This window comes from Ruegeria sp. BC5 (assembly GCF_056539205.1).
On record NZ_JBQFUN010000008.1, the window covers coordinates 90,929 to 105,995 of the forward strand.

General features: G+C 58.4%; 17 protein-coding genes. 7 read left to right on the forward strand and 10 right to left on the reverse strand.

Going from position 1 to position 15,067, the window contains the following annotated elements; genetic code table 11:
- Position 1: 1 nt before the first annotated feature.
- Genes ACR0LY_RS16605 through ACR0LY_RS16615 form a run of 3 tightly spaced genes read right to left on the reverse strand, consistent with a single transcriptional unit; the run spans position 2 to position 1,579 of the window.
- Positions 2-382 (reverse strand): GFA family protein, encoded by a 381-nt coding sequence (locus ACR0LY_RS16605; RefSeq protein ID WP_170351031.1) that lies wholly within the window; start codon positions 380-382, stop codon positions 2-4.
- Between the two features lie 4 nt (positions 383-386).
- On the reverse strand, positions 387-1,010 hold the full coding sequence (locus tag ACR0LY_RS16610) for a LysE family translocator (protein WP_170351032.1): 624 nt from the start codon (positions 1,008-1,010) through the stop codon (positions 387-389).
- On the reverse strand, positions 1,010-1,579 hold the full coding sequence (locus tag ACR0LY_RS16615; RefSeq protein ID WP_170351033.1) for a helix-turn-helix domain-containing protein: 570 nt from the start codon (positions 1,577-1,579) through the stop codon (positions 1,010-1,012). The genes ACR0LY_RS16610 and ACR0LY_RS16615 overlap by 1 nt, the downstream gene beginning before the upstream one ends.
- Between ACR0LY_RS16615 and ACR0LY_RS16620 the strand changes: the two genes are divergently transcribed.
- Complete coding sequence (locus tag ACR0LY_RS16620; protein WP_480641153.1) at positions 1,568-1,978, forward strand: DUF1294 domain-containing protein; 411 nt, start codon at positions 1,568-1,570, stop codon at positions 1,976-1,978. The genes ACR0LY_RS16615 and ACR0LY_RS16620 overlap by 12 nt on opposite strands.
- Before the next feature lie 105 nt (positions 1,979-2,083).
- Positions 2,084-2,479 carry an SHOCT domain-containing protein gene (locus ACR0LY_RS16625; RefSeq protein ID WP_170351135.1) on the forward strand — a complete coding sequence of 132 codons (396 nt, stop codon included), beginning with the start codon at positions 2,084-2,086 and terminating at the stop codon, positions 2,477-2,479.
- A gap of 53 nt (positions 2,480-2,532) precedes the next feature.
- Here the strand turns inward: ACR0LY_RS16625 and ACR0LY_RS16630 are convergent, their stop codons facing one another.
- Entirely contained in the window at positions 2,533-2,985 is a 453-nt protein-coding gene (locus ACR0LY_RS16630) for a GAF domain-containing protein (RefSeq protein ID WP_170351035.1), read from the reverse strand.
- A gap of 54 nt (positions 2,986-3,039) precedes the next feature.
- Positions 3,040-4,212 carry an acetyl-CoA C-acyltransferase gene (locus tag ACR0LY_RS16635; protein WP_170351036.1) on the reverse strand — a complete coding sequence of 391 codons (1,173 nt, stop codon included), beginning with the start codon at positions 4,210-4,212 and terminating at the stop codon, positions 3,040-3,042.
- Between the two features lie 101 nt (positions 4,213-4,313).
- On the opposite strand from ACR0LY_RS16635, the gene ACR0LY_RS16640 reads away from it, so the two are divergent.
- From ACR0LY_RS16640 to ACR0LY_RS16650, 3 genes are all read left to right on the forward strand, one after another.
- Positions 4,314-4,652 (forward strand): STAS domain-containing protein, encoded by a 339-nt coding sequence (locus tag ACR0LY_RS16640; protein ID WP_170351037.1) that lies wholly within the window; start codon positions 4,314-4,316, stop codon positions 4,650-4,652.
- Between the two features lie 26 nt (positions 4,653-4,678).
- A complete protein-coding gene (locus ACR0LY_RS16645; RefSeq protein ID WP_480641156.1) occupies positions 4,679-5,125 on the forward strand; it encodes an ATP-binding protein in 447 nt (148 codons plus the stop codon).
- Positions 5,126-5,336: 211 nt separating this feature from the next.
- On the forward strand, positions 5,337-6,914 hold the full coding sequence (locus ACR0LY_RS16650; RefSeq protein ID WP_170351039.1) for a gamma-glutamyltransferase family protein: 1,578 nt from the start codon (positions 5,337-5,339) through the stop codon (positions 6,912-6,914).
- Positions 6,915-6,939: 25 nt separating this feature from the next.
- Here ACR0LY_RS16650 and hspQ read toward each other — a convergent pair whose 3' ends face one another.
- On the reverse strand, positions 6,940-7,266 hold the full coding sequence (gene hspQ, locus ACR0LY_RS16655; RefSeq protein ID WP_170351040.1) for a heat shock protein HspQ: 327 nt from the start codon (positions 7,264-7,266) through the stop codon (positions 6,940-6,942).
- Between the two features lie 80 nt (positions 7,267-7,346).
- On the opposite strand from hspQ, the gene ACR0LY_RS16660 reads away from it, so the two are divergent.
- Together ACR0LY_RS16660 and ACR0LY_RS16665 are read left to right on the forward strand one after the other, a co-directional pair.
- Positions 7,347-8,228 carry an AEC family transporter gene (locus tag ACR0LY_RS16660; RefSeq protein ID WP_170351041.1) on the forward strand — a complete coding sequence of 294 codons (882 nt, stop codon included), beginning with the start codon at positions 7,347-7,349 and terminating at the stop codon, positions 8,226-8,228.
- A gap of 60 nt (positions 8,229-8,288) precedes the next feature.
- Positions 8,289-8,870 carry a transglycosylase SLT domain-containing protein gene (locus tag ACR0LY_RS16665; protein WP_170351042.1) on the forward strand — a complete coding sequence of 194 codons (582 nt, stop codon included), beginning with the start codon at positions 8,289-8,291 and terminating at the stop codon, positions 8,868-8,870.
- 12 nt (positions 8,871-8,882) lie between these two features.
- On the opposite strand, the gene ACR0LY_RS16670 is transcribed toward ACR0LY_RS16665, so the two are convergent.
- From ACR0LY_RS16670 to ACR0LY_RS16685, 4 genes are all read right to left on the reverse strand, one after another.
- Positions 8,883-9,479: a LolA family protein gene (locus tag ACR0LY_RS16670; RefSeq protein ID WP_170351043.1), complete on the reverse strand. Its 597-nt coding sequence runs from the start codon at positions 9,477-9,479 to the stop codon at positions 8,883-8,885.
- Between the two features lie 39 nt (positions 9,480-9,518).
- Positions 9,519-12,422 carry a DNA translocase FtsK gene (locus tag ACR0LY_RS16675; protein ID WP_170351044.1) on the reverse strand — a complete coding sequence of 968 codons (2,904 nt, stop codon included), beginning with the start codon at positions 12,420-12,422 and terminating at the stop codon, positions 9,519-9,521.
- 14 nt (positions 12,423-12,436) lie between these two features.
- Entirely contained in the window at positions 12,437-13,618 is a 1,182-nt protein-coding gene (locus ACR0LY_RS16680) for an aminotransferase class I/II-fold pyridoxal phosphate-dependent enzyme (protein WP_170351045.1), read from the reverse strand.
- 109 nt (positions 13,619-13,727) lie between these two features.
- Positions 13,728-15,056, reverse strand: coding sequence for an amidase (locus tag ACR0LY_RS16685; protein WP_170351046.1), 1,329 nt, complete (start codon positions 15,054-15,056; stop codon positions 13,728-13,730).
- Positions 15,057-15,067 lie beyond the last annotated feature (11 nt).

Consider the following 15,067-nt stretch of genomic DNA (forward strand, 5'->3'; position numbering starts at 1 on the left):
GTTACTGTGCCCGTTGGGGCAGATCGTCTGTGATGTTGTAGTAATCGCCCTTGTCATCGACAAAGATATGCCGGGCGAGGTGCAGTCCTGTGGGCTCATCCAGTGCGCCCATGGAAATCGAAATCGTGTCTTCGTCATTGTGCTGCCAAAACAGGAACGAACCGCAGGCGTTGCAAAAGCCACGCCGAGCAATGTCCGAGGCACGGAACCAGTTCAGCGTGTCGCTGGCAGCGAAGCTGAGGTTGTCCTGATGGGTCGAGGTCGAAGACCAATAATGCCCTGATTGCTTGCGGCACTGACCGCAATGGCAGGCCGAGGGCGGCGACAACTCTCCGTCAATCGTGAACGCGACCGCACCGCACAGGCAGGAACCGGCTTGCATGTCATTACCCCCTTGTTGCGGGCGTGGAGCTGGCCCCCAGCAACACGCCATAGATGATGAAACAGGTCGCCATGACCCGGCGCACCCAGATGTTGAACACCGCCCCCAGTGCCGCCTTGCCCATAAGCGCACCTAGCAAGGTGAACCCGGTATAGCTGAGCGTGGTGATGACCAGCGCGGTGGGCATGATAACCCCCATCTGCTGCCAGATCGGCACCTCGGGCTGCACGAATTGCGAAAAGGCCGCCAGATATCCCGCCACGCTTTTGGGGTTGATCGTCGCCACGGCCAGCGCGTGCAGATAGACATGACGTGCAGGCCGTTCCGAAGCTGGCGCAGGTTTCGTAGCATTCATCCAGCCACGAATACCCACCCAGATCAGGAAACCCGCGCCCACCAGCTTTGCGATGAAGAACCCGGTTGGAGAGGCCGCGATCAGCGCGGTCACACCCAGCGCTGACAGGATCAGAAACGCGCTGGCCTGCGTCAGGATTGCCAGAACGCTAAGCATCGCCTTTGGAAACGGCAGGCTCATCCCATTCGAAATACAATTGACCGCATTCGGCCCCGGGGTAGTTACGAACACTACCCAAAACAGCGCGAATATGGTCCAGGCCTCGAAACTCATCAGTACACCGGCGGGGCGATGACCCAGATGGCCACGGCGGGCTCATCATAGGGGTTGGCCCATTGATAGGATTCATGCCTGATGCGGAAACTGTCACCCGGCCCCACCGTGAACTGGTTGGAGCCTATGGTCAGATCCAATCGGCCAGAGATCATGTAACCAACCTCTTGCGTCGGCCGATTGGCCGGTTTCTGCATGCTGGAGCGGGGCTCGAATGTGGAATGTACCATCTCGAAATCATCAGTCAGATCGGGCGAAAGCAATTCTTCGATCAACCCTTCCTCACCCGAGCCCATCGGACGGCGCGATCCGGCGCGCACCACATAACCCTGTTCGGCCACCGGCACCGAGGAATGCGCAAACAGCATCGACATCGGCACACCCAGACACTCAGCAATCTGGCGCAGGTCCGAGATCGAGGGATCGGACATGTCGCGCTCAACCTGGCTGAGCCATCCGACCGACCGGTTCAGCCGCGCTGCAATCTCGGTCAAGGTCAACCCTCGCGCCTTGCGCAGGGCGCGGATATCCGCACCAAGTGTCGCGCTGTGGGGGGCTTGGGTATTCACCAGGGCCGCTCCGATTCTTGTGAAAATTTCCTCTCCTTTTTCACGATGGCTGAGAATCATGAAATTTCCAAGGGTTTTTTCATTTCACTTGATCAGTTTGCTTGGTATGCCTTTCGCATGTGGATTGCAGTGATCTATTTATGGGGGATCAACACCCTGACACTATTGGCCTTTGGCTGGGACAAGGCCCGCGCGCGACGGCGCAAAAACCGGGTGCCGGAACGCCGCCTATTATGGCTGGCCGCGCTTGGTGGCAGCCCCGGCGCAGTGGTCGGGCGATGGATTTTCAGGCACAAAACCCGCAAACGCGGGTTCTCAGTCTGGCTGTTCGCGATAACTGGAGTTCAAATGATTCTAGTATTCTTGGTGATGACCGAAGCCTCGGAAAAACTACTGTAAAAATATTATATTCACCTAAAACAATATCTAACCATATCGCCAACTGTCTGTTACAAATAGGTGTCTCTGTGCGCAGAGATTTCTATTTTTTATGCAAAGGGTTGGATGAATATGGAAAATGGGATCGGTTTCTTCGATATAGTCTGGTCAATCTTCTGGTTGTTCCTGATGGTTGCCTGGTTCTGGGTGATGATTTCGGTCGTTGCCGATGTCTTCCGCTCAAAGGACCTGAGCGGCGGAGGCAAAGCGTTGTGGATCGCCTTTGTGATCCTGATCCCCTGGTTGGGCGTGCTGTGCTATCTCATCGTGCGCGGGGATAAGATGCACCAGCACAATGTCGAGACCATGAATCAGATAGAAGAGGCGCAGAAGGATTACATCCGCTCGGTCGCGAGCGTATCCGCCGCGGATGAATTGGAACGGCTAGCCAAGCTCAAGGAGAGCGGCCATCTGACGGAAGAGGAATTCGCCACGCAAAAGGCCAAGATCCTGGCAAGCTGAATAATCGCGACCCTTTTTGAACATCAATCAGCCGGGACATGTCCCGGCTGAATTTATCTTGCAAAGACATCGGTCAGAATGGCGCCAAGCGCTGTGGCGTCCTGATCGGTAAATGCGTCCGGCTGATTGCTGTCGATGTCGAACACCGCTACCACCTTTCCCGATGCGTCCCGCACTGGCAGCACCAATTCTGACCGGGTGGACGTCGCACAGGCGATGTGACCCGGAAAGGCTTCGACATCCGGCACAAGCTGCACTTCGCCAGTCCGCGCGGCAGCACCACAGACGCCCCGGTCGAACGGGATGACCAAACAGCCGTGCCCACCCTGATAGGGACCGATCTTTAACAAACCGGGCTGGGTCACGCGGTAAAAGCCAGTCCAGTCGAACCGGTCATCGGCGTGATGCACCTCGCAGGTAATTGTCGCCATTAGGGCAACCTGATCCGTTTCACCTTCGGTCAGGGCGGCGATGGTTTTAGCAAGCGTGTCGTAATCGGCGGTCATGATTGAGCTCTTTGGAAAAGGTTCATCCAGCAGTATGTGGAATAAACCCAAGCGTCAAACGCGTTCGATGGCGATGGCCGTGCCTTCGCCGCCACCGATGCAGATGGCAGCCACGCCGCGTTTGAGGTTCCGCTTTTCCAGCGCGTTGAGCAGAGTGACCATGATCCGCGCGCCCGAGGCGCCGATTGGATGCCCCAAAGCGCAGGCCCCGCCATTTACGTTCACCTTGTCGCGCGACAGGCCCATTTCGTGCATAAAGGCCATGGGTACAACGGCAAAGGCCTCGTTCACCTCCCACAGGTCGACGTCATCTTTGGACCAGCCGATATTCGACAGTAGTTTCTGTGCGGCCGGAACCGGCGCGGTCGTGAACAAACCCGGGGCCTGCGCGTGGCTGGCATGACCAATGATCCGGGCACGCACAGTCAGGCCCTGCGCTTCGGCCGCCTCAGCCGAAGCCAGTAGCAACGCGGCTGCCCCGTCAGAAATCGATGACGAATTGGCTGCCGTGACCGTCCCATCCTTACGAAAGGCAGGTTTCAGCGTCGGGATTTTATCTGGCCGGGCGGATTGCGGCTGTTCATCTTGGGCAAAAGTGACTTCGCCCTTGCGGGTCTTGGAGGTAACAGGTGTGATCTCACCCTCGAAGGCACCACTTTCCTGTGCAGACAGGGCGTTGGAAAGCGACTGCAGCGCATATTCGTCCTGCGATTCTCGCGTGAATTGATAGGCTTCGGCGCAATCCTCGGCGAAGGTGCCCATCAGGCGGCCTTTGTCATAGGCGTCCTCGAGGCCGTCCAGAAACATATGGTCAACCACCTGACCATGCCCGATGCGCGCACCGCCGCGCATTTTCGGCAACAGGTAAGGGGCGTTGGTCATACTCTCCATGCCACCTGCGATCATCGTATCAGCGTGACCCAGAGCAATCTGGTCAAAGGCAATCATGGCAGCCTTCATTCCCGACCCGCACATCTTGTTCAGGGTTGTTGCGGGCACCTCTTCACCCAATCCCGCCGCAAATCCGGCCTGTCGTGCCGGGGCCTGGCCCTGACCGGCGGGCAGAACACAGCCCATCAGCACTTCGTCGACCGTTTCAGCGCCCGCGCCGTGCAGCGCAGCACGAATGGCGCTCCCGCCCAATTCAGCAGCGGCAATACCGTCGAACATACCCTGAAACCCGCCCATGGGCGTCCGCGCCGCCCCCGCGATAACAACCTGTTTCATCGCGATGATCCTCCTCTTTCAGCTTTGATGGATACCGAATGGTAAGAATTGTCGTCTAGCGTATTTCTACTAGCGAGTTTCATATTAGAGGACCGTCGCGCATGGCCTTGACCAGCACAACGACCGACGCAACCCAAATTATCAAAGTGCATTCCGACCGGATTGATGCGGCCATGGCCATCCAGTTCAAGGAAGATATGCGCAATCAGGCCGAAGGCGGGGCCACGCGCGTAGTGCTGGACCTGACCAGTGTCGAGTTCATAGATTCAAGTGGCTTGGGTGCTATCGTCGCCTCGATGAAACAGCTTGGAAATGAGCGCAGGCTGGACCTGGCTGGGCTGCACCCTTTTGTTGAAAAGGTATTCCGCCTGACCCGTATGGACACGGTGTTCAAACTGTATCCAACCCTGGATGATGCCCTGTCGATCTCCGCGGATTGACCTAATTGACTATCTGAATAGGCGCGATGCCCATGTACAACGGCAAGTGTTTAGATCTGAGCTTCGCAGCAACTGAGACTGAGGCCAGCGCCGGGATCGTGCAACTCAGCCGGGGGTTGGCGGTGCATGGGCTTCCCGCGCACAAGGCGGGTGATGTGAAAATCGCGCTGGCCGAAGCAATCAATAATGTGGTCGAACATGCCTATGCCGACATAACTCCGGCCAAGGTGAAAGTTCGGTGCCGCCTGCATCAGAACTGGCTTGAGATTCTGATCTCGGACACCGGCAACCCGTTACCCGGATTTCGGGTACCTGACGGCATCCCGGCATCACTGGGATCGACGGTCGAAGACCTGCCCGAAGGTGGGTTCGGTTGGTTTCTAATCCATGAACTGACCAGCGATATCCGCTATGAACGAAGCAATGGTTGTAACCGGTTGTCGCTGCGCTTTGACTTTCCAGAGCCCGCCTGACGGCAAGAAAACGTCACAATAAGGCCCAGATCGAACCATTGTAACGCCGCAAACAAAGGGCAAAAGAGTAATTGTAGCTCAGATAGCTTCCCTCGGCGCCACGTGTCACAGCCCCCACCCAGTGAACGGCGCCGAGGAACTTCCCTTTGATTTGACTGGACAACCCCTGACTGCGCGATACCTTCGGCGCGTTCAATCGGGGAATAATGTCATGCGGGATTTTCACTCACCGGGCCGATCCGAAGTTCTGGCAGCCGAAGGGATGTGCGCCACGTCGCATCCCTTGGCCGCAAAGGTCGCTGTGGACATTCTTACCCGGGGTGGCAACGCAATGGATGCCGCCATCGCCGGGGCGGTGCTGCTGGGTATTTGTGAACCTCAGATGACCGGGCTGGGCGGCGATTGTTTCGTGCTGTACAACCGGGCGGGTGAGGATCAGATACGCGCCCTGAATGGTTCGGGCCGCGCGCCTGCAGCAGCTAGCGCAGAAAAACTGCGGTCACAGGGGCTGACAAAAGTGCCTTTGAACACAGCAGACGCTGTAACCGTTCCCGGCGCCGTCGATGCGTTCTGTCATCTGGCGCAAACCGAGGGCAAGCTGGGGCTTGAGGCCATTCTGCAACCCGCCATTCACTATGCCGAAGCTGGGGTGCCGGTTGCCCCAAGGGTGGCGTTTGATTGGGAAACGGGGGCAGCCATTCTACAGGGGGCCGCGCGGACGCAATACCTGATCAATGACAGTGCTCCTAAGACTGGGCATGTGTTTCGCTCTCGAGGGCAAGCCGAAGTCTTGCGCCAGATTGCTCGCACCGGGCGGGATGCGTTTTACTCCGGCGACATCGCCGAGGACATGGTCGCTGCACTCACTCAACTGGGCGGCGTTCACACGATTGAGGATTTTCTGGCCACCGCATGCACTGAAACACAGCCTGTCAGCGGTGACTACAATGGGTTGGAGTTGGTTGAACATCCACCAAATGGCCAGGGCGCCACGGCCATTCTTTTGCTGAATATCCTCAAGAACTTCGACCTTGCCAGCATGGACCCGTTCGGGGCGCAGCGTCTGCATATCGAGGCAGAAGCCTCGAAACTCGCCTATGACGCGCGCAACCGCTTTATCGCCGATTCCGATCATACAACACACGCGGATCGGTTCACGGATCAGGATGTGGCCGACAAGTTGGCCGCGCTGATCGACCTGAAACGCGCCATGCCCGCCGCCGCCCCGCTGACCGAGGCGATTCACAAGGACACCGTCTATATCACCGTTGTGGATCGGGACAGAATGGCGGTTTCGCTGATCTATTCCATCTTTCACAGCTTCGGTTCGGGGATCGCATCCGAAAAATACGGCATTCTGCTACAAAACCGAGGCGCAGGCTTTACCCTGCAATCGGGTCATCCGAATGAACTGGGCGGCGGCAAACGCCCCATGCACACAATCATTCCGGGGATGTTGACGCAAAATGGTCGTGTGCTGATGCCGTTCGGCGTGATGGGTGGCGCCTATCAACCCACCGGCCACGCCCGGTTTGTGTCAAATTTGACGGACCACGGGTTGGGCCTTCAGGTCAGCATCGAGGCACCGCGCGCCTTTGCCGACAATGGCGTATTAAAGCTGGAACGCGGAATTTCGCCCAGCACCGCCCAACAATTGCGTGATTTGGGACACACTGTAGAGATTCCAGAAACGCCATTGGGTGGCGCACAAGCTATTCGAATCTGTGAGGATGGCGTTTTGCAAGGCGCAAGCGATCCGCGAAAAGACGGGTGCGCCCTTGGATACTGACGGGCCGACGCCCGGCCAAGCACCTTCAGTTCAGATGGAAATGGAGCGGATAGGCGCCGTTTTCGAACGGGCCGAACATATCGGGGATATCGGGGTGTTCGACCGGTTCGCCCGACTGGTCAGCGATCAGATTTTGTTCAGAAACATAAGCCACATAGAAGGATTGGTCGTTTTCCGCCAACAAGTGGTAAAACGGCTGATCTTTGACCGGGCGGCTGTCTTCGGGGATGGCCTGATACCATTCTTCCGTGTTCGCAAACTCGGGGTCCACGTCAAAAATCACCCCTCGGAAGGGATGTTTTTTATGACGGACGATCTGTCCCAGGCCGTACTTGGCGTGTGTCTTCAGCATAGTTTATGCCCCCATTGAACTTACTACCTCTTTCCAGGCCGAAATGCCAATCATTGATCCGTAAATAAGGGAAACAGTCTGTGAACCTCTTGCTGACAGTATTCGAAATCGTGGCCCCGGTGTTTATTCTGGCGGGCATCGGTTTTGCTTGGGTCAAGCTGGGATTCGAGTATCGCCTGCAATTCGTCACACGCTTTGCCATGACCCTTGCTGTGCCCAGCCTGATCTTTGTGGCGCTGATGCAAACCGACATTCCGGGCGGCGATCTTTCCCGTTTTACCGTTGCGACAATCGTTGCCAATCTGGTGATGGCAGCGGTCTTCTGGCTGATCGTCCGGGGGCTGAAACTTGAACAGCGCACCTATCTTTCGCCGCTGATATTCGGAAATACCGGAAATTTGGGTCTTCCTTTGTGCATTTTCGCCTTTGGCCAGGCCGGGTTGGGCTATGCGGTCATTTTCCTGTCAGTAACAGCGTTGTTTTCGTTTACTTACGGCATCTACCTTGTGGCCGGAAAAGGCGCGTTCGGCAAAGTCGTGCGCGAACCGATGGTCTGGGCCACCCTATTGGGGGCGGTGTTTTTGTGGCGCGGATGGCAGACGCCCCTGTTTCTGACTAACACATTGGAATTGTTGGGCCAGATGGCAGTGCCCCTGATGCTGATAACGCTGGGCGTGGCGGTTGCGCGGCTGACAACGCACCGGCTGAGTCAGGCGGTCTGGCTGTCATTTCTTAAACTGGCTGTCTGTTTCGCCCTGGGCTGGTCTGTTGCGCTGATCTTCAAACTCGAAGCCGTGGCCTTTGGCGTTCTGGTGCTGCAGATGTGTACTCCGGTGGCAGTAACCTCTTACTTGCTGGCCGAGCGGTTCGATGCCGATTCCGACGCGGTTGCCGGGATGGTCATGGTCTCAACAGCGTTGTCCGTGGGCGCATTACCTATAATTCTCGCGATTATTCTGTAGCGATTGTGATTCCCTAAACGCTCAATCTGCGCTAGAATAAAGAAAAAAGGCACGAGGCACATGAGCAGAATTCTAATCGTACTCTTCGGGGTGCTGCTTTTGGCATCCTGTGGTGGTGGGTCCAAGCAACCACCCAGCAAATTGAATGACGCGTGCAGCATTGCGCGCGAACGGCCCGATTATATGAAGGCCTTTAAGAGCACCGAGCGCAAATGGGGCGTCCCGGTTCATGTACAAATGGCGACGATCTATCAGGAAAGCCGCTATAAGCATGACGCACGCACGCCGCATAATTACGTTCTGGGTGTGATTCCGATGGGCCGGCAGAGCAGCGCATATGGCTTCAGCCAAGCGTTGGATGGCACCTGGGATGAATACCAGCGCGAGACCGGCAAGCGCCGGGCCAAGCGTGACCGTATCCGCGATGCGTCTGACTTTATCGGCTGGTATATGAACAAAAGTTATCAGCGGAACGGCATTCACCCCAGCGACACCCGCAACCAGTATCTAGCCTATCACGAAGGCCACACCGGCTATGCCCGGGGCAGCCACTATAGCAAGACCTGGTTGCTGAATGTCGCCAATGATGTGGATGCGCGCGCCAAACTTTACCAAGCGCAACTGTCCGGTTGCCGCTATTGACCAGAACGCGGGTCAGCGATTGCCTGACCCGCTTCTTTTCGCTTTGGTAAACAGATCTCGGCTCAGGCTGCTGTCTGTATCCAGTTGACCCAACAGCACAGTTGTTTTCGTACCCGCATTGTCATGGATCACCCATTTGCGCAGCTCAACCGGGTTGTCGGTGAACATCAGCTCGATCCGTCCGCTATCGGGGTTTTTCGGGTCTTGGGCGGTGACAACTGTGGCGGTGCCGTCGAAGTCATGAGCCACAACCATATTTGCCTGCCCCAAGTTCACGTTACGCGCCAGCACCAGTGACAGCGGTGTTCGATTCAGCGGGTATTGCTCGGGCGGCTGGTTCGACTTGGGGTCAAAGATTTGCACCGTGCCCGTATTGGCCAGAACAACGGCACTGTTGGGCGGATCATATTCGAACCGCATCTTGCCCGGCCGCTGCATCCACAGCTTGCCGGTACTCAACGAGCCGTCATCATTGACCTGAGTGAATGTCGTCTCAACGGTATTCAGACCGTTCAGATAATTGGATATCTGCGACAATGGCAGTTTGTCGGCCGCCCAGGCGGCAGGTGCGGCCAGGGTCAGAGCAAGGGCAAAAGCAATCTGTTTCATAAAACCCAGATAAGCGCTTTGCCCGTGTTATTAAATATCCTACTGCTCGGGGACGAGGATTTCCCGCTTACCGACGTGATTTGCAGAAGAAACAACGCCTTCGTCCTCCATCTGCTCAACCAACCGCGCGGCCTTGTTGTAGCCAATGGCAAGTTTCCGCTGGATGTATGAGGTCGAACATTTGCGATCTTTGATCACAATCGCCACGGCCTGATCATAGAGAGCATCTTCGCCGTTCGTATTGCCACCCGTGTTCAGACCCAGAACGGCATCGATATTGTCAGCCTTCTCATCTGCCGGTCCATCGACAACGCCGCTCATGTAATCCGGCGGGCCGAACTGTTTCAGGTGGTTGACGATTTCTTCGACCTCTTCGTCCGAGACAAATGGCCCGTGGCAGCGGGTGATCTTGGCCCCACCGGCCATATACAGCATATCGCCCTGCCCCAGCAGTTGCTCGGCGCCCATTTCACCCAGAATGGTGCGGCTGTCGACTTTCGAGGTTACCTGGAACGAAATCCGGGTCGGGAAGTTCGCCTTGATCGTACCGGTGATCACATCGACCGAGGGACGCTGCGTAGCCATGATCAAGTGAATGCCCGAGGCCCGCGCCATTTGCGCCAGACGCTGAATGCAAGCTTCGATCTCTTTGCCCGCGACCATCATCAGGTCGGCCATCTCGTCGACGATGACAACGATATAGGGCATCGACTCGGGAGCGAATTCTTCGGTCTCGAACATCGGTTCGCCGGTTTCGTCATCGAACCCGGTCTGGACCGTGCGGCTGAACAACTCGCCCTTGGCCAACGCGTCCTTCACACGGCCGTTGTAGCCCGCGATATTACGCACGCCCATCTTGGACATCTTGCGATAGCGGTCCTCCATCTCGCCCACGACCCATTTCAGGGCCACAACCGCCTTTTTCGGGTCGGTTACAACGGGCGACAGCAGATGCGGGATGCCGTCATAAACTGACAGTTCCAACATCTTCGGATCGATCATGATCAGGCGGCATTCGTCCGGTGACAACTTGTACAACAGCGACAGGATCATGGTGTTGATCGCTACCGACTTACCGGACCCGGTGGTCCCCGCGATCAGCAAGTGAGGCATCTTGGCCAGGTTCGCCACAACGGACTCGCCACCGATATCTTTGCCCAATGCCAGAGGCAGCGCATGGTTACCGTCACCAAAATCTCGGCTGGCCAGAATTTCGCGCAGAACCACCATCTCACGGTTTTCATTCGGCAGTTCGATACCGATCACCGAGCGGCCCGGCAGAGTCGAAACCCGAGCCGACAACGCCGACATCGAACGGGCAATGTCGTCGGCCAGACCGATCACACGGCTGGCTTTCAGGCCCGGCGCCGGTTCCAGTTCGTACATGGTGACAACCGGGCCGGGGCGGACGCTGGTGATCTCACCCTTGACGCCATAGTCATCCAGCACGTTTTCAAGCATCCGCGCGTTTTCTTCCAACGCCTCGTCGCTAAGGTGATGGCGCTGAATGCTGGCGGGGTTGGACAACAGGCTCAGCGGCGGCAATTCAAAATCGGAATGCCGTTCCTCGAAGGACAAGGTCGGCTGTGCCTCGGCCTGAGCGCGGCGCGAGGGCGGCGGGGTCCGGCGCACGGGCTGTGCCACCACCGGTTTGCGCGGCTCGGCCACCGGGATTTTCATCGCAGGGCGCTGCTGCGACGCGGGTTCAGACTGTGGCGCATCCTCGAACACGGCTTCGTCTTCGAAATCCGGCTCGGACGCAAAATCCTGATGCAGCGGTTCTTGCTGCCATTCGGGCGCAGGTTCCGCTGTCAGCATCGGTTCCGGCGGCAGTCCAGCCGAGGTCATCGGCGGTTCGGGCGGCAGCTCGTCGCCACCTCTGGGGTTCAGGATCAGCGGATCGGGCCCCCGGCCCCGCCCCTTGGTCAGCGGCAGGTTCGGATCAGGCTCGGGGGTCATTTCGCCGATCGCGACCTTGCGGTTGCGCACAGCGGCAGAGATCTTGGATCGGATACGATCCTCACCCGGCATTTCGTCAAACCCAGCAACGGGTTCAGGATCGACCAGCTCGGGCTCGATCATCGGATCGGGACGGCGGATCAGGTTGGGCATCCGCGCCAACAAGCCCGGCTTTGCGGGCTCGGGTTCGTCATAGTCCGGCTCTTCGAACACCGGATCGGCATAGGCCAGATCATCGTCAAACACGGCTTCCGCCGCTTCCGTACGGGCGGCCTTGCGTTCCTCCCACTGCGTGCGACGGTCGCGAGCGGCCTGCGCGGTGGCAGTGGCCCCACGGCCCAGCAGGTTCATCAGCATGTCATAGGACATGACCAAGCCCAGCAAGAAGGCGCGGAAGCCCTTGCGCACATCCGCTTTGGTGAAACCCAGCACAAAAACACCCAGCGCCAACATCCCAGCAGCCATGGCCAGTGACATCAGCTTGACCATGAAATGCGAGGAAATCGGCAGCAGCGTCAGAAGCGCGCCCATTACGGTATCGCCAAACAGGCCACCCAGACCAAAGCTGTGGGTCGCACGCCACGCCTCCCCCGGCACCAGCGTCGCGGCATAGACCGAGACTATAGCAATCCAGATCGGCGCAAAGATCAGGCGGCCAACCGCGCGCTCCTCGCCGAAATGCCCAGCAAAGCGCACGCCCCAGCCGATCAGCACCAGCGCGATACTCCAGCTGCCCCAACCTACGATCATGAACAACGGTGCGGCGATTGAGGCACCAATCCGCCCCATCCAGTTTTGCACCGGCGCGTCCGTTGAAACCATCCAATTCGGATCATCCGGCGTGTAGGACCAGATCATCGCGGCGGCGGCCAGCCCCAGCAGGATCAGGGCGATCCCGATCAGCTCTTTGCTGCGCCGCTCAATCGCGGCCTGAGTCGTGCTGTCCAGCAATGGATCGCGGTTGCGCGCGTTATAAGATGCCATTTTGCCCTCGTACCTCACGAATAGATGCAGTCGCGGAGCGTGATCAGCCCGCGCTTCATCTCTGTTTTTGGGGCCACCATGGCGACCCGGATAAATTGTTCGCCCGGGTTTTGCCCCGGATCGCCTTGAGAAAGATATGCGCCCGGCAGCACCCGTACCCCGGTCTGCTGCCAAAGCTTCAATGCGGTTTCTTCGCCGTTTTCGACAGGTAGCCACAGGAAAAACCCCGCCTCTGGCGGCATGTAACCCTGAACATTGGCAAATACCTCATCGGCAATCGCGTATTTTTCCTGATACAGCGCGCGGTTCTCAGCGACATGCGCCTCATCCGCCCAAACCCGTGCCGCTGCGGCCTGCAAGGGGGCTGGTAAGGGCGCGCCCGCGTAACTGCGCAACTGCTTGACCCGTTTGATCGTCTCAGGCCCGCCCGCAATCAGGCCGGACCGCAGCCCTGCCAGATTGGACCGTTTTGACAGCGAGTTGAACAGGGTGACCCGTTCGGGATCAGCCCCCAGTTCCTGCGCTACGGTCAAGGCCCCGGCTGGGGCATCATTGCGGTAAATCTCGGAATAACACTCATCCGCGAAGATGCGGAAATCGTATTTCTCGGCCAATTGGATCAGCTCGGCCCAATAATCGCGCGAGGCCACGGCCCCCTGCGGGTTGGCGGGTGAGCAGATATAGGCCACAGCGGTGCGGTTCAGCACGTCCTCGGGCAATCCAGCGTAATCGGGCAGATGACCGGTCGCGGCGGTCGCAGGCACAAAGACCGGCTCGGCCGCAACCGAGATCGAGGCGACCATATAGACCTGATAAAACGGGTTCGGGCACAGGACGACCGGTCTTTGGCCGTTCTTCTGTTCCGGGCACAGCGCCATGGCGGCGTTATACAACCCCTCACGCGTGCCGTTCAGCGCCATCACGTTGGTTTCGGGGTCCATCGCCACACCATAGCGGCGCTTGATCCAGTCGGTGATCGCGCCACGCAGCTCGGGCGAGCCTTCGTTTGGCGGATAGCCCTGAAACCCAGCAGCGTTTTCCATGATCACATCCGTCACCCAAGCCGGGAAGTCATGCATCGGGGCGCCGATGGTCATGTGAATCACGTCTCCGCCCGGCTGATGGTGGTCCAACAGGGTGCGTAAACGCGGAAATGCGTATTCCGGTAGGTTCGAAAACCGCTCGGGGAAATTCATAACTGCTGCCTCAATATCGGGATCATTTTCGCCCCGTTTTTTTAGCAGATTACAGGCCGCACCCCGCTTCGTCCAGACAAAGAGGTGCCGAATCAGGGGATTGTGGCATTCAGGCCAATGCTGCTTCGGCTGCTGATCCAAGTCGCAAAAGCACTTCTTCCGAGCCCGGATAACCTAACATCATCAGCCCACAACCGGGGGTGCCGGTGGGCAGGGTCAGGGCTGCAAGCCCCATCAGGTTGCCAATCCGCGTATTGCGCAGCGCCAGCAGATTTTCAGTGACGTAATAGTCGTGATCCGTCATCAACCGCTCCAGATTCGGTGGCAGAATCGGGGCTGTCGGGGCCAGAACGGCGTCAAAGCCAGTGGTTGCCGCGTCCCAAGCGGCACGGCAGGCTTTCAGTTTGGACCACGCGGCGATGTAATCGGGCCCCGAGTTATCCTTACCTGCGCGGAACCGCGCCAGAATCTCAGGGTACATGGCGTCTGGGTTGGCCTCGATCACGTCGCGCCACAAACCATAGGCTTCGGTGGTGTAGAGAATGCCCGAAAGCCCCATCGCCTCATCCAGTTCGGGCACTTCCAATGGCACGATTTCCGCGCCAGCATCGCGCAACCGGTCAACAGCGTCGTCAAAAGCTTTGCGGGGCGCATCGCGCAGGTCGTCCTTGGCGACGTTCTGCAGATCAGCAAAGCGCCGACCTTTCAGGCTGGCCCCCCGCAGGTCCGCCGGTGTACCTCCTTCCAACAGCGCCAGCATATGCGCGGCATCCTCAACCGACCGGGTCAGCGGACCGGCGGTGTCGAATCGCAGGCACAAGGGCACTACACCTTCCAGGCTGATCCGTCCGGCGGTGGTTTTAAGCCCCACCAAGTTGTTCCAGGCCGCGGGGATGCGGACCGATCCGCCGGTGTCCGAGCCGATCCCGCCAGCCGCCAATCCCCAGGCCACCGATGCCCCGGCACCAGACGAGGATCCACCCGGCACCGCCTCTACATCATCGACGCAGGGCGGCGTGCCAGTAATTGGGTTCAGGCCGAGGCCGGAAAAGGCCAGCTCGCTCATATGGGTTTTGCCCAGACAGACCGCCCCCAACGCGGTGGCGTTGCGCACCACGACCGCGTCAGCTTCCGGCACCCGACCTTTCAGCAGGGCCGACCCGGACTCGGTTCCGATATCGGCAGTGTCGAACAGGTCTTTCCAACTGATCGGCACCCCATCCAAAAGCGACAGGCGCTGCCCCTGCTTGGCGCGGGCTTGCGCCGCTGCCGCCTCAGACCGGGCGCGATCATGGGTGACACGGGCATAGATTCGGTCACTGTGGGGATGTTCGTCGATGGCCGACAGGTATGTTTCGGTCAATTCCACCGGGTCAATCCGCTCCATACCGATGCCCCGACCCAGATCACACGCCGTCATGGTCAGCCAATCCTGCATCACCGCCCCCT

Excerpts from the sequence above, each read along its gene's own strand:
- ACR0LY_RS16650 (WP_170351039.1), top strand. The coding sequence starts at position 5,337 with ATGCGGGATTTTCACTCACCGGGCCGATCCGAAGTTCTGGCAGCCGAA.
- ACR0LY_RS16635 (WP_170351036.1), bottom strand. The coding sequence starts at position 4,212 with ATGAAACAGGTTGTTATCGCGGGGGCGGCGCGGACGCCCATGGGCGGG.
- ACR0LY_RS16640 (WP_170351037.1), top strand. The coding sequence starts at position 4,314 with ATGGCCTTGACCAGCACAACGACCGACGCAACCCAAATTATCAAAGTG.
- ACR0LY_RS16610 (WP_170351032.1), bottom strand. The coding sequence starts at position 1,010 with ATGAGTTTCGAGGCCTGGACCATATTCGCGCTGTTTTGGGTAGTGTTC.
- ACR0LY_RS16630 (WP_170351035.1), bottom strand. The coding sequence starts at position 2,985 with ATGACCGCCGATTACGACACGCTTGCTAAAACCATCGCCGCCCTGACC.
- hspQ (WP_170351040.1), bottom strand. The coding sequence starts at position 7,266 with ATGCTGAAGACACACGCCAAGTACGGCCTGGGACAGATCGTCCGTCAT.
- ACR0LY_RS16605 (WP_170351031.1), bottom strand. The coding sequence starts at position 382 with ATGCAAGCCGGTTCCTGCCTGTGCGGTGCGGTCGCGTTCACGATTGAC.
- ACR0LY_RS16665 (WP_170351042.1), top strand. The coding sequence starts at position 8,289 with ATGAGCAGAATTCTAATCGTACTCTTCGGGGTGCTGCTTTTGGCATCC.
- ACR0LY_RS16675 (WP_170351044.1), bottom strand. The coding sequence starts at position 12,422 with ATGGCATCTTATAACGCGCGCAACCGCGATCCATTGCTGGACAGCACG.
- ACR0LY_RS16680 (WP_170351045.1), bottom strand. The coding sequence starts at position 13,618 with ATGAATTTCCCCGAGCGGTTTTCGAACCTACCGGAATACGCATTTCCG.
- ACR0LY_RS16685 (WP_170351046.1), bottom strand. The coding sequence starts at position 15,056 with ATGCAGGATTGGCTGACCATGACGGCGTGTGATCTGGGTCGGGGCATC.
- ACR0LY_RS16645 (WP_480641156.1), top strand. The coding sequence starts at position 4,679 with ATGCCCATGTACAACGGCAAGTGTTTAGATCTGAGCTTCGCAGCAACT.
- ACR0LY_RS16670 (WP_170351043.1), bottom strand. The coding sequence starts at position 9,479 with ATGAAACAGATTGCTTTTGCCCTTGCTCTGACCCTGGCCGCACCTGCC.
- ACR0LY_RS16625 (WP_170351135.1), top strand. The coding sequence starts at position 2,084 with ATGAATATGGAAAATGGGATCGGTTTCTTCGATATAGTCTGGTCAATC.